At 53.8% G+C, this 12,641-nt stretch carries 11 protein-coding genes; 9 read left to right on the top strand and 2 right to left on the bottom strand.

Annotation, left to right across the window (positions count from 1 at the left end):
- Window positions 1–137 precede the first annotated feature (137 nt).
- The 5 genes from U9M73_RS15315 (at window position 138) to U9M73_RS15295 (ending at window position 5,199) form a co-directional block, all read left to right on the top strand.
- Window positions 138–782, top strand: a complete 645-nt coding sequence (locus U9M73_RS15315; protein ID WP_260071096.1) for a YhbD family protein — start codon at window positions 138–140, stop codon at window positions 780–782.
- Window positions 782–1,504: a hypothetical protein gene (locus U9M73_RS15310; protein WP_323077918.1), complete on the top strand. Its 723-nt coding sequence runs from the start codon at window positions 782–784 to the stop codon at window positions 1,502–1,504. The genes U9M73_RS15315 and U9M73_RS15310 overlap by 1 nt, the downstream gene beginning before the upstream one ends.
- 29 nt (window positions 1,505–1,533) lie before the next feature.
- Window positions 1,534–2,280, top strand: a complete 747-nt coding sequence (locus tag U9M73_RS15305) for a hypothetical protein (RefSeq protein ID WP_323077917.1) — start codon at window positions 1,534–1,536, stop codon at window positions 2,278–2,280.
- Window positions 2,281–2,282: 2 nt separating this feature from the next.
- A complete protein-coding gene (locus U9M73_RS15300) occupies window positions 2,283–3,833 on the top strand; it encodes an MDR family MFS transporter (protein WP_323077916.1) in 1,551 nt (516 codons plus the stop codon).
- Between the two features lie 97 nt (window positions 3,834–3,930).
- Window positions 3,931–5,199 (top strand): MFS transporter, encoded by a 1,269-nt coding sequence (locus U9M73_RS15295; RefSeq protein WP_323077914.1) that lies wholly within the window; start codon window positions 3,931–3,933, stop codon window positions 5,197–5,199.
- A 90-nt stretch (window positions 5,200–5,289) separates the two neighbouring features.
- Here U9M73_RS15295 and U9M73_RS15290 read toward each other — a convergent pair whose 3' ends face one another.
- A complete protein-coding gene (locus U9M73_RS15290; protein WP_323077913.1) occupies window positions 5,290–6,591 on the bottom strand; it encodes a CynX/NimT family MFS transporter in 1,302 nt (433 codons plus the stop codon).
- A gap of 369 nt (window positions 6,592–6,960) precedes the next feature.
- Between U9M73_RS15290 and U9M73_RS15285 the strand changes: the two genes are divergently transcribed.
- A complete protein-coding gene (locus tag U9M73_RS15285) occupies window positions 6,961–7,626 on the top strand; it encodes an endonuclease domain-containing protein (RefSeq protein ID WP_260071101.1) in 666 nt (221 codons plus the stop codon).
- A 260-nt stretch (window positions 7,627–7,886) separates the two neighbouring features.
- Here the strand turns inward: U9M73_RS15285 and U9M73_RS15280 are convergent, their stop codons facing one another.
- The gene (locus U9M73_RS15280) at window positions 7,887–9,494 is read right to left on the bottom strand and encodes a VanW family protein (RefSeq protein ID WP_323077912.1); all 1,608 of its coding nucleotides are present in this window, start codon (window positions 9,492–9,494) and stop codon (window positions 7,887–7,889) included.
- Window positions 9,495–9,725: 231 nt separating this feature from the next.
- On the opposite strand from U9M73_RS15280, the gene ftsE reads away from it, so the two are divergent.
- From ftsE to U9M73_RS15265, 3 genes are all read left to right on the top strand, one after another.
- Entirely contained in the window at window positions 9,726–10,412 is a 687-nt protein-coding gene (gene ftsE, locus U9M73_RS15275; protein ID WP_260071104.1) for a cell division ATP-binding protein FtsE, read from the top strand.
- Entirely contained in the window at window positions 10,402–11,316 is a 915-nt protein-coding gene (gene ftsX, locus U9M73_RS15270) for a permease-like cell division protein FtsX (RefSeq protein ID WP_260071105.1), read from the top strand. Before ftsE ends, ftsX begins: the two co-directional genes overlap by 11 nt.
- A 96-nt stretch (window positions 11,317–11,412) precedes the next feature.
- Complete coding sequence (locus tag U9M73_RS15265; protein ID WP_260071106.1) at window positions 11,413–12,630, top strand: murein hydrolase activator EnvC family protein; 1,218 nt, start codon at window positions 11,413–11,415, stop codon at window positions 12,628–12,630.
- Window positions 12,631–12,641: the final 11 nt, after the last annotated feature.

Genomic DNA, 12,641 nt, shown 5'->3' with positions numbered 1-12,641 from the left:
CCCCGAGACGGATGGAGAAGACCAAAGGGTCGATTAAGATGAATAGCAGCAACGACTTGGATCGATCTCCATTCACGCCTGCTTTACAACGTAACAATGTTATGTTACGCTGTGTGTGCAATGAAAGGAGCATGACAATGAATGAGGATTTGATTTCCAAGAAGGAATTGCTGGATCTGACGGGCATTTCGTATGGACAGTTGTACCGCTGGAAGCGCAAGAACCTGATCCCGGAGCAGTGGTTTATCCGCAAATCGTCTTTTACCGGGCAGGAAACGTATTTTCCAAGGGAAAAAATCCTGCAGCGCATTGACCGCATTCTGGGCATGAAGGATGATTTATCGCTGGATGCTCTGGCGGACGTCTTCTCGGGGAGTCCGAAGGATATCCGTTTAAGCGCAGGCGAACTTTTGGAACGAAACATTGTTACATCAACATCATTGAACTTATATATGGAGACCACAGAGAAGAAAGAGGCGCAGCCGAACTTTGGCTTCGATCAGATGTTGATCGTCTACGTGCTCGACAAGCTGCTGCAAAGCGGGGATATTTCCCTGGAGGAAGGGCGTTTATTAGTTCAGGCGCTCGAGGATCATTTACCGGGCTTGGCCGGGCAGGAATGCGGCGTGCATCTCATCCGTAAAATGGGGGTAGCCGCTTTTATCCTGGTGCCGGGGGATGGAGACATCTATGTAGACCGCAGTGTCCGGACGATCGTTCGGTTATCGCTGGCGCGCTGCACAGAGGAATTAAAACTTTTAGTGAGCGGGAGTGAAGGATAATGGCGGAACGAAGCGTTAAGGATTTGAAAATTAACGGCGTAGGTCAGGCATCCGGCGGCGCGTACCGTGAAATCCAAGCCGAGGGCATTGCTAGGCTGAACGGAGACATTACGTGCGAGGCGCTTACTGCCAATGGAACGCTGAAAATCAAAGGAACGATCCATGCGGACGAATTCAGCCTCAACGGCACCGGTTCCTCGGATGGGTTGCTGCAGGGCGGCAAATTCGAGTTGGATGGGATGTTTAAAGTCGGCAACGATGTACGATGCAACTCGCTGCATGTCCGGGGGATGCTCCAAGCCAGGGGCTCTGTGATCGGAGAAACGGCCAAGGTGGACGGCGCATTAAAGCTGGAAGGCAATGCCGAATTTGAAACCGCGGAGGTATACGGCCAAATTCAGGTTGGCGGGATGCTGAATGCGGGAAAGCTGAAGATTGATTTGGAAGGCCCTTGCCATGCCAAGGAAATCGGCGGGGAACAGATCGTAGTCCGCCAACGCAAAGGCAAACGACTGCTGGACTATATCTCCCCGCTGTGGGCTTCCCGGTTAACGGCCGATGTGATCGAGGGCGATGACATACGGTTAGCGGGGACGAAAGCCGAAGTGGTACGCGGCAACTCGGTAGTGATTGGACCGGACTGCGAGATTGGCCGCGTGGAGTATAAGGAACACTATGAGGTTTCGCCGCAGGCTTCGGTCGGGCACGCGGAACAGAAATAAAACGAAGGATCACGAAGGAGGGATTGGGGATGGCTGAACAAGTCATGCAAGACCGCAGCGCCGATTTGAAAATCGTCGGCAACGGGACGTCAAACGGCGGGTTTTTTAATAAAGTCAAAATTGTCGGCGAAGGCGAAATCAACGGAGATGTAGATTGTCGCAGCTTAAGTTGCACGGGGACGCTGGAGGTTGATGGAGGCTTGCGTGCCGAGACCGTCAAGGCGACAGGTACGATTGCAGTCACCGGACCGATGCGCGGAGAAGAGCTGAACCTCACCGGCACCCTTAACGTCCGGGGCAGCCTTCAAGCCGGCAAAGCCAAGCTGAATGGAGAAATCCGCATCGATGGCTGCATCGCAGGAGAGGAGATCGGACTGTTCGGAAGCTGCGAGTTGAACGGCGACTGCCAAGCCGAGCGGTTACGCCTGAGAGGGTCCGTGCAAACCCAAGGTACGATCAACGCCGAGCGAGTGGAGCTTGCGATGTTCGGACGTAGTGAGGCCGGTGAAATCGTCGGCGGGCAAATCCGCATCGCCCCGCACCCCACGTGGAAGTGGGTGTCGTTGTTTAAGCCCTGGGGGACACCAGCGCTGCAGGCGAAGATGATTGAAGGGGATGTCATTCGCTTGGAAAATACCGTAGCCGATGTCGTGCGCGGCGGGGATGTCTTCATTGGTCCCGGCTGCCGGATCCGGCTCGTGGAATATACAACACATTATCATCAAGACCCGCACGCAGAGGTGGGGGAGCACTTGAATGTTTGGAGGAATGAATAAGGATGAACGAGCAAAAAAGCGGCCGTCTCGGCTTCGTTGTTGCCGGTTTGCTGCTCGGCATCTTAATGTCCGCCATGGACAATACGATCGTGTCCACGGCGATGGCCACCATCGTGTCTGAGCTGGGCGGCCTGGATAAATACGTATGGGTGACCTCCGCGTACATGGTCGCGGAAATGGCAGCGATGCCGATTTTCGGCAAGCTGTCCGATATGTATGGACGTAAACGGTTTTTTGTTTTTGGCATCGCCATGTTCCTGCTAGGGTCTGTGCTCTGCGGTACGGCTGACACCATCGTGCAGCTTAGCATCTACCGCGCGATCCAGGGGATCGGGGGCGGAGCGCTGATGCCAATCGCTTTTGCCATCGTGTTTGATGTGTTCCCGGTGGAGAAACGCGGCGCCATGGGCGGTTTGTTTGGCGCAGTATTTGGGATCTCCAGCCTGGCAGGTCCGCTGCTTGGGGCATTTATTACCGACCATCTGAACTGGCGCTGGAATTTTTACATCAATATCCCGATTGGCATTCTCGCCTTGTTCTTGATTCTGGCTTTTTACCGAGAATCGGCCGTTCACTCCAAGCAACGCATCGATTGGTGGGGTGCATTGACCTTGATTGGTGCGGTGGTTGCCCTGATGTTTGCGTTGGAACTGGGCGGGCAGCTGTACGCCTGGGACTCTGGGCAGATTCTTGGACTGTTCGCGGCATTTGCCGTCTTGTTCACGATTTTCCTGCTGGTGGAACGTAAAGCAGAGGAGCCGATCGTTTCCTTCGCAATGTTCCGGAAGCGGCTGTTTGCCAGCAGCAATCTCGCCGGGTTGTTCTACGGTGCGGCCTTTATCGCAGCTTCGGTGTACATTCCCTTGTTCGTACAAGGGGTCACGGGCGGTACAGCCACCCATTCCGGCTTGATCCTGCTGCCGATGACGCTGAGCTCCGTAGTTGCTTCTCAAGTCGGGGGCTTTCTCGTGCAGCGCACCAGTTTCCGTAACGTGATGATCTTATCGGCTGTTATTTTTATTGTGGGGATTGCATTGCTGGCGACAATTACGCCGGACACGACCAAGACGTTGCTGTCGATTTATATGGCCATCGCAGGTTTTGGCGTCGGGTTCTCCTTCTCTGTACTGGGGATGTCGGCCATTCAGGACTTTGGACCTTCGCAGCGGGGAGCCGCCAGCTCGACGATGTCGTTCATTCGCTCGCTGGGGATGACGGTGGGGATTACCATATTTGGGATCGTGCAGCGCAATCTGTTTGCGAACCGGTTAAGCGAATCGTTATCCGCTATGGGCGGCGGAGCCGACGGGCTGCCATCCATGGACGATCCGCGGACCCTGCTGGCTACCGAAGCGCGTAAAGCCATTCCGGCACCGGTTCTGGAGCAGATCGTCGCGGATCTATCGAAGTCGATCACGACGATGTTTTGGTGGACGCTGGTGCCGGCTGTGCTGGCTTTGATCACGGTATGTTTTATGGGCAACGCCAAAATGAGAGCGTATGGGGCCGAAGCGGCCGGTCGTAACGAAGCGAAGCCGGCGGCCTCGGAGTAATTTTTTCGAAAAAGAAGGTAATCAAAGAAACATTTGACATCCCTCCAGGAAATATGGATAATCTATAGTTTATCCTGAGCAATAATGAGGTGTTTACGTGAAAAGTAACGAGTCACAGGCTTTGCCTGCTTCCGGGAGCTTGTTCCGGAATCGGTTCTACCAGACAATCCTGATCTCTAACCTGTTCTTGCAGATTGGAATCTGGGTCCGCAATTTTGCGATTCTGATGTTCGTCACAGACCAGACCAATAACGATCCGCTTGCGATCTCGCTCATTTCCGTCGTGGAGTTTGCCCCGATCTTCGTGTTCTCCTTCATCGGTGGGGCGTTTGCGGATCGATGGAAGCCGAAGCGGACGATGATCTGGTGCGACTTCCTGTCCGCCGTCTCGGTCTTCGCCGTGCTGCTGACGTTGCTGTACGGTTCGTGGGAAACGGTCTATTTTGCGACCTTTATCTCGGCGATTCTGTCGCAGTTCTCGCAACCGTCGGTCATGAAGCTGTTCAAGCAGCATGTCCATCCGGATAAAGTGCAACAAGGGATGGCGTTGTTCCAGTCGTTGGTCGCTATTTTCATGGTGATTGGGCCTTCGCTGGGGATTTACTCCTATCACCAATTTGGGATTTACATCTCGATTGGCGTGATGGGCGTGGCTTTCCTGATCTCTGCTTTGGTGCTATTCCGGCTTCCGGCGGACGTAGAGCTAGAGGAAAAACAAGAGAAAACCTCGAATATCCGCAAGGAACTGGCGGATGGCTTCCGCTATGTATGGCGGAGTCCTGTGCTGAAGGTGCTGGGCGCCACGTTTGCCATCGCCGGCTTCTCGGTCGGGATTATCCAAACTCTGGGATTGTTTGTCGTCACTGAACGTTTGGGTCAGCCTAAGGAATTCCTGCAATTTTTGCTGGCGGTGAACGGGGTTGCGATGCTGATTGGCGGCGGTGTGATTATGGGCTTAGCTAAAAAGATCCCGCCCCAAATGCTCCTAGCCTTCGGGATGGCGGTCAGCGCCGTCTGTATCGTGGGGATGGGGCTGTCGACCAGCGTTCCGTTGACGTTGGCGTTGCAGTTCCTGAACGGCTTGACGTTCCCTTGCATCCAGATCGGGATCAACACGATGATCCTGCAATGGACGGAGCAATCCTATGTCGGTCGCGTCAATGGTGTACTCAGCCCGATGTTCATGGGCATGATGGTCATCATGATGTCGGTGTCCGGCGTGTTGAAAAAGTTCTTTCCGCTCGTCAGCATTTACGCCGTATCCGGCATCATCATGCTGCTAGGCGCGATGATCCTGGTGCCGATCTTCAAGCACAAGCCGGCGGCGCAGCCGCAGCCGCAGCTGGAAGGACAGCCAACGAGCTGAGGTTGGCAGTAAAGCAAAAAGCTGTCCCCATGGGGCCTATGAGAGGTCCTCGGGGACAGCTTTTTTGCGTTGCGGGGCTTGGGGCTGTTTTTATCGTGCGTCGACATATCCCTTGCGCCCGGCGGCGTAGCCAAAGAGGGCGGTTATAATCGACACGCCCGTGATCACGGCAAGCGGGGTGTCCCAGTTGCCGCTGAGATCGTGGAGATAGCCAAACAGCGTTGGCCCAAACGCGGCCAATATGTAACCGATGGATTGCGCCATGCCCGACAGGGCGTTGGCTTGCTCCGTCGTGCGTGAGCGCAGCGAGAAGAAAACGATGGCTAGGCCAAAGGTGGAGCCGGCACCAATCCCAAGTAAGAGGATGAAGAGTGGGGCCAGCGCGACCGATCCGGCCCAGATGCCGCCGAAGCCAATTACGCATAACGCGGCAGTGGCGGCAGTCATCCACTTCTGGCTGTCCGACCGCGCGGCGTACAGCGGCATCAGGAACGAGCCGGCCATACTGATCAACTGCATCATTGATAACATCCAGCCGGCTTGTTCGGCGCTCATCCCGCGCTCCTGCAGAATGTCCGGCAGCCACGAAATGCTGACGTAAAACAGGATCGACTGGAAGCCCATAAACATCGTCACCAGCCAGGCAACCCGTGAACGCCAAATACGAAGGCGCGGGCCGGAAGCTTGGCTCAGATCGGACTGCGGGCGTGCCGTAGTGTTGGTTACTTCACCCTCCGGGGTGGCGGAGCGGCCCGCAACGGTTGCTTTGTTCAGGTTCTGGCCAGCTTCGGTGCGTTTTGGCAACAGCGGCAGCCAGACCAAGCTGGCGATCGCCGTCAACACCACCCAAATGGTTAATGCGCCACGCCACCCCAGTGGACCTTGGGACAGCGGTACACTGATCCCGGAGGAAATCGCCGCCCAGAAAGTCAAGCACGTGGTGAACAGGCTGGTCATCAAACCGACTTGCTGCGGGAAGTCGCGTTTGATCAACCCAGGCAGCAGCACGTTACAGACCGCGATCGCGATGCCGATCAACGCGGTGCCGGCAAACAGCGCAGCAACGGACGGCAGAGAGCGGACGAGGATGCCGCCGGTCATCAGGACCATGCTGTAGAACAGCGTCCGCTCGATCCCAAGCTTTGCGGACAAGCCGGGTGCAGCCAGCGCAAACACCGCGAAGGCGATCAGCGGCAGTGTCGTCAGCATGCCCGACATCGCGTGCGACAAGCCCGTGGCCGCCTCGATTTCGCCAATGAGGGCGCCTACACCGGTGATGGGCGACCGCAAGGCGGCGGCGGTCAGGAGCACGGCGGTTACCAGCAGCCAAACAGAAGCGCTGCGCGTCTGATTTAAGGCTGGGGTAGAGGCAGATGCGATCGTTTTATTCATATATTAAGGAAGCCTCCTTCTTACATCGCGATTTCGGCAACAAGGATAGATTAGTTCGAAGCTTGATACCCTAGTTTGGAGACGCCGCGAAATATTTTATGCAGTAAATTTATTGTGAACGTTGCGGCAGGTCTCAGATGCAGTCCAGTATACTTCAAGTTTACATCATGCGGCAAATTTTGGGTGATTGGTCACCTGTTCCAGTTGGAGAAGTATATGGAAGAATATGGCGAGCATGTGGTATAATAATGAGTAAATCACAAAACAAATATAGAGCCGTGAAGCACACGCCTTTTGTTGTTGGACGATGTAGTTGTCTCGTCCGTCGACGGAAGGCGTTTTATTTTTCCATTGGAGGAGGTTGGTTGGATGGGATTTCAGGAGACCTATGCGCAGTGGATCAGCGATCATTTGGGACGCCGGCAAGGGGAGAGAGAACGAAGATTGAGGGAGGGGCATGGGTATGCGGAAAAGGCATTTGTCGAAAAAGTGTGGTGGCCCGCTTTCGGGCATTTTCGGCAGCTTCATCCTGAATATGAGGTGACCGATTTTAAAGACGGATACCGCTATCTTGACTTTGCTTACCTACGTTCCGGAATTAAGCTTGCCATTGAAATCGACGGATATGGCCCGCATCTGCGCGGGATCAGCCGGGATCGCTTCTCCGACCAATGTCGGCGGCAAAACGACTTGATTCTGGATGGTTGGAAGGTGCTGCGATTTACATACGATGACGTCAGCGAGAACCCGCGTTACTGTCAGCAAACATTGCAGCAGTTTATGGGAAGGTGGCTGGGGGAGGCGGATTCTTTGTTGCAGGCCAACTACCATGAGAGGGAGCTGATTCGTCAGTTCCTTCGCGCGGGGAGACCTTTAACACCGGGGGACATCTGTCACATGATGGGAGTGGAAAGCAAAACAGCTCGCAAATGGCTAAGACAACTGTCTGAGAAACAGTGGATCCAACCTGCCAGCGGCAGCGTACGCGTTCGTTCCTATCGACTTTCGCTCGACGCCGAGCGGCTTCTTTTGTAATTTGCGAGGAGAATAGCGCCCTTTTATGGTCTTATTTGACTCTCCCAGACAATTTCCGGGGAAATAACGGTAAAAAATGTCCTTATAATTGAGGAAACGTCGCAATAAGCGTGAGTTTGGGCTTCCTATCGTAAAATAACGCCACAATTTTCCCTTATTTCTGTGAAGTGGCATGAAATTGACGAAATAGCGCCTATTTTTACCGCTATCGCTGGGATCGAGGAGGAAGGGAGAGGGGGATTGGCTCCTCCCCGCGATTCTCATCGAAAATTCGGCCCAGTTACGCCGTCCTCCAAGATCTGTTTGGGTAGGCGTTCCGAAGAGGTGTTGCCGCTGGAATTGCCCGATCCACCCGTGCCACCTTGGCCCCCAGCCCCTGCACCACCGCTGTTACTACCGCTGTTACGACTCCCATTGCTCCCGCGGTTGCTGCCGCCACTACCCGAACCCCCGCCTTTGCTGCTCCCGGTCGAACCAGCCTTGACCTCACGCACCGCGATTACGTTTGGTTGCGCCGGATACGTGTCTTTGGAGAGCAACGTGCGCTCGACCGTCTGGCCGTCCACTTTCTTGATACGGTACGTCTCGACGACATATCCCTGCTTCCCACGCACGAGCACTTGTTGACTTCCGGCAGGCAAGGATCGGTTTATCACATATTTGTTTGGCGGGGAAATGACCTCAGTTGTACGGGATTCAAGCGAGTAACTCACGTTCTCCGGCATATCGCCAAAAAGCTTAACGGTCAGTTGGCCGTTTTTCACCTCGGCGCGGATGAGGAGATGGTGGCCGGAGGTGTTTTTGAAACGGAAATTGATGTAGCCTTTGGCGAACGTGGCGTCCTGGCCTTTGGGCAAGTATCTGACCGGCAGGGAGTGATTGCGCCGCTCCACGATCGTTAGCCCGGCACGAACCGCCGCATTGTAGAGCGTACTCGAGACCTGGCAAATGCCGCCTCCTACCCCAGGGGTCAGCCGCCCTCCAAAAATGACCGGCGCCTCCCGGAAGCCGTACGTCTTCTCCGCATATTCAATGACTTCACCATAGTCGAAAATTTCGTCCGGAGCCAGTACCATCCCGTCGATGCTGCGAGCCGCCGCGTCCACGTTATGCACCCGTCCGGCCCCGCTAGTCATCAGGCTCGTGGAGAACTGGACGATTTTGCGGCGGATGCCTTCTTTTTTCAGCCGTTCCACCGTGATTTCAGGCTCTACTGTCTTGAGCGGCACGGTAAATTGAAAGGTGGGAAGCTGCTTCGACAACGGATTTGGGGTTGGTTCATGCCATGAATTTTTCTCCAAACGGCGTACTTCTTCTCCAAGCTGCTTCGGCACCATCTCCAACAAACGATCCCAGTCGATGCGCTGCACGGCCGTTCCCGGCAAATAGCGAATTTGGTCTTGAGGAGTAATCGTCCGCACAGCGTTCACCGGGGAGCCGAATCGATTCTTTTCCCATTCAGGGGAAAACACCGTCTGCAGCTTCTGCGGATCGAAGGTGATGGTGAGCGTCCACTGCCGATGAAAACTTCTTCTCGCCACTCCTCGTTCCCATAAGGAGCCCTCTTCCAGCCGTTGCACCTCTTCGCGAAAAGCTTCTGCATCAAACGTAACCCCGGCTTCCGCCCAGGTGAGGGTTTTCGTGCTGCCGTCGACCGTAAACACAGCTTGCTTACGGTTTAATGCGGCGATCTCCTGGTCAAGGAGCCGCAGAGCTTCATCGCGCTGGCGCCGGCCCAGATCCAATCCGGCCACGACCGTGCCCGAAGGCAAGGTGTCCTGCGAGACATAGAGTGCGAGCGCTCCCCAACTTGCGGCGCCGAGAAGCCCAACGCAGAGTAATATAGCTGCCAAATGTTTCTTTTTCATAGCCGTCTCCTTTAGGCGAAGCCCTTGAGATTCATAGAAAAGAACCTTGTACAACCATATGTATGATCAAACGGCTGGAAACTTTCGGGTACTCAAGTGGTAACATCTTTGTTACAATAAATATCGGACTTCAAGGAATTTCCTCAACTTTTAAAGGATTTGGCTGGAACATGTCGAATGTAAGATAGGGCCACCTATAGAAACGGAATCATAGATTTAGGACGTGATCAAGTGATAGAAATGCAGGATGTCTGGAAGACGTATCCGAATGGTACCCACGCCCTTAAAGGCGTTTCGGTCAAGATCGACCGTAATGAATTCGTGTATCTGGTTGGTCCCTCCGGCGCAGGGAAATCGACTTTCATGAAACTGATTTACCGGGAAGAAGTGCCCACTAAGGGGCAGATTTCCGTTAACGGCTTTAACATTGGCAAGCTAAAACCTCGCAAAATTCCCTATGTGCGCCGAAATATCGGGGTGATTTTCCAAGACTTTCGGCTGCTTCCGAAGCTGACGGCTTACGAGAACGTGGCTTTTGCTTTGGAGGTGATCGAAGCCCCGAAGAAGATCATCAAGAAACGCGTGATGGAAGTGCTCGACCTGGTCGGGCTGAAAAATAAAGCGGGTCGCGATCCTTCCCAACTATCCGGCGGAGAGCAACAGCGGGTGGCGATTGCCCGGGCGATCGTCAATAATCCGTCCGTCATTATTGCGGACGAGCCCACGGGGAACCTCGATCCTGAGACCTCCTGGGGGATTATGCAGCTGCTGGACGAAATCAACTTCCGCGGTACCACCATCGTTATGGCTACCCACAACAAAGAGATTGTAAATACGATGCGCAAACGCGTCATCGCGATTGAACACGGCAATATCGTGCGAGACCAGCTGAGAGGGGAATATGGTTATGACTATTAGCACCTTCTTGCGGCATTTGCGGGAAGGCGCAAAGAGCGTGTTCCGCAACGGTTGGATGTCGGTGGCGTCCATCACCTCGATCATCGTATCGTTGCTGATCTTAGGCGTGTTCACCTTGCTTGTGCTGAACGTCAATGCGTTTGCCGATGAGGCGGACAGCCAGGTACAGATCAAGGCTTACCTAAACTCAGATGTGTCTGAAGCCCTGCGCGACCAGATCTATAACGAGATCGGCTCGATGGAAGAAGTCAGCAAAGTAAAGCTGATCCCCAAAGCCGAAGGCCTAAAGGATTTCCGGGAGAAGCTCGGCGAGGAAGGCAAGGACCTGCTGGAAGGGTACGATGAGACGACGAACCCGATTCCTGACACGTTTGAGGTTCAGGTGATTGAACCCACTACGGTGCCTTACGTAGCCAGCAAAATCAATGCCCTGAACGATAAATACGAGGAGAAGCCGATCTATAAAGTCAATTACGGACAAGGTACGGTGGAAAAATTGTTCAAAATCACCCGGGCGATCCGCAATATCGGATTTGCTTTTGTGGCTGGCCTTGCCCTGATGGCGATGTTCCTCATCTCCAATACGATCCGGGTGACGATCTTAGCCCGCCGCCGCGAGATTGGCATCATGAAGCTGGTTGGCGCGACGAATACCTTTATTCGTTGGCCTTTCTTCGTAGAAGGCGCCTTAATAGGTCTGATCGGTTCCCTGATCACCGTAGGCGTGCTGTTCTTTAGTTACAACGAGCTGGTGACATCGGTCAAATCCGACGTGACGCTGGCCATTCAGCTGGTACCGCTCCAAGAAATCGGTCTGGAACTAGGCGGATTGCTTGTCGGCTTAGGACTTTTGATTGGCATTTGGGGAAGTACGATGTCGATTCGGAAGTTTTTGAAGGTGTAACGGAATTAAGGAAGCGAAGGAAACGAGCCGATACATTGTTATATCTACAAAAGTCGGAATTTTTAATTACCTTTTAAGAAGGATGGGGAAACGAAGTTGAAGAAATGGATAACCACACTCACCGTTGTCGCATTAGCCGCTTTGATTTTCCAACCTACTGAAGGCTTCGCCAAGACCAAAACCATCAGCCAGATCGACAAAGAGCTGAAGCAGCTTCAGGAGCAGGCTAAGCAGGCCAAAGCGCAGCAGGAGAAAGCCGAGAATCAGAAGCAGGAAGCACAGCATTACGTCAATAAAAATACCAATTATCTGAAACAATTAATGAGTCAGATTGAGGTCGTGAGCAACGAGTTAACGCAAATTTCACTCGAAATTGAGAAAACGGAAGAGGATTTGCGCGAAACTGCGGAAAAATTGGACGAGACCCAAGCGAGAATTGAAGAGCGGTCCCACTTGCTCGACACCCGCGTTCGGTTGATGTATACGGATGGCGTCGTTTCCTATTTGGACGTGCTGCTGTCCTCCACCAGCTTTACCGATTTTCTTGAGCGGGCGGACTCCCTGCAGGCGATTGCCAATCAGGACCATATCCTGCTGGATGAGCATAAACGGGACAAGGAACTGATCGTGCAGCAGCAGAAGCAGCTGGAGCAGGATTATGCAAAAGTGAAGCAGCTTTATGCGGATGCCGAGTCGCGTAAGAGCGATCTGGAAGCTAAGGAGATCGAGAAGCAGCAGCTGATCGCGAAATACAACGCTGACATCGAGGAATCCGAAGATATCAGCGAGGAGCAAGAAGCGCTCCTGGTTGAGTTGGCGAAGAAACGGTCGGCGCTTGAGCAAGAGAAGAACAAGCTGAAGGCTGCTCAGGTATACAAATATAAGAAGAGTTCTTCCGGATCCGGCGGATTTAAGGGCAACGGCGGTTCGTTTGGATTGCCGGTGGATGGCGCCCGAATCTCCTCTGGATACGGTTCACGAATCCATCCGATTACCGGCGTGAAGAAAATGCATACCGGTGTGGATTTCGCCGTTGCCCAAGGGACGGATATCCATGCGGCGGAGGATGGCGTCGTCATCGTTGCAGAATGGTGGAGCGGTTACGGCAACACAGTAATCATCGACCACGGTGACAACGTATGGACGCTTTACGGCCATATCCGCAATGGCGGGATTAAGGTAGAGAAAGGCCAACACGTCAAGAAAGGCGAGAAAATTGCCGAAGTTGGAAGCACGGGCAACTCCACCGGCCCTCACTGCCATTTCGAAGTCCGGATCAACGGCAACCCAGTAGACCCGATGCCTTATTTGTAATAAAATAACTA

This window comes from Paenibacillus phoenicis, assembly GCF_034718895.1.
GTDB lineage: Bacteria > Bacillota > Bacilli > Paenibacillales > Paenibacillaceae > Fontibacillus > Fontibacillus phoenicis.
This window is presented reverse-complemented; position numbering and strand designations above follow the sequence as displayed.

Bases quoted from the DNA above. Each gene is read 5' to 3' on its own strand.
- U9M73_RS15315 (WP_260071096.1), top strand. From the start codon at position 138: ATGAATGAGGATTTGATTTCCAAGAAGGAATTGCTGGATCTGACGGGC.
- U9M73_RS15310 (WP_323077918.1), top strand. From the start codon at position 782: ATGGCGGAACGAAGCGTTAAGGATTTGAAAATTAACGGCGTAGGTCAG.
- U9M73_RS15305 (WP_323077917.1), top strand. From the start codon at position 1,534: ATGGCTGAACAAGTCATGCAAGACCGCAGCGCCGATTTGAAAATCGTC.
- U9M73_RS15300 (WP_323077916.1), top strand. From the start codon at position 2,283: ATGAACGAGCAAAAAAGCGGCCGTCTCGGCTTCGTTGTTGCCGGTTTG.
- U9M73_RS15290 (WP_323077913.1), bottom strand. From the start codon at position 6,591: ATGAATAAAACGATCGCATCTGCCTCTACCCCAGCCTTAAATCAGACG.
- U9M73_RS15285 (WP_260071101.1), top strand. From the start codon at position 6,961: ATGGGATTTCAGGAGACCTATGCGCAGTGGATCAGCGATCATTTGGGA.
- U9M73_RS15280 (WP_323077912.1), bottom strand. From the start codon at position 9,494: ATGAAAAAGAAACATTTGGCAGCTATATTACTCTGCGTTGGGCTTCTC.
- ftsX (WP_260071105.1), top strand. From the start codon at position 10,402: ATGACTATTAGCACCTTCTTGCGGCATTTGCGGGAAGGCGCAAAGAGC.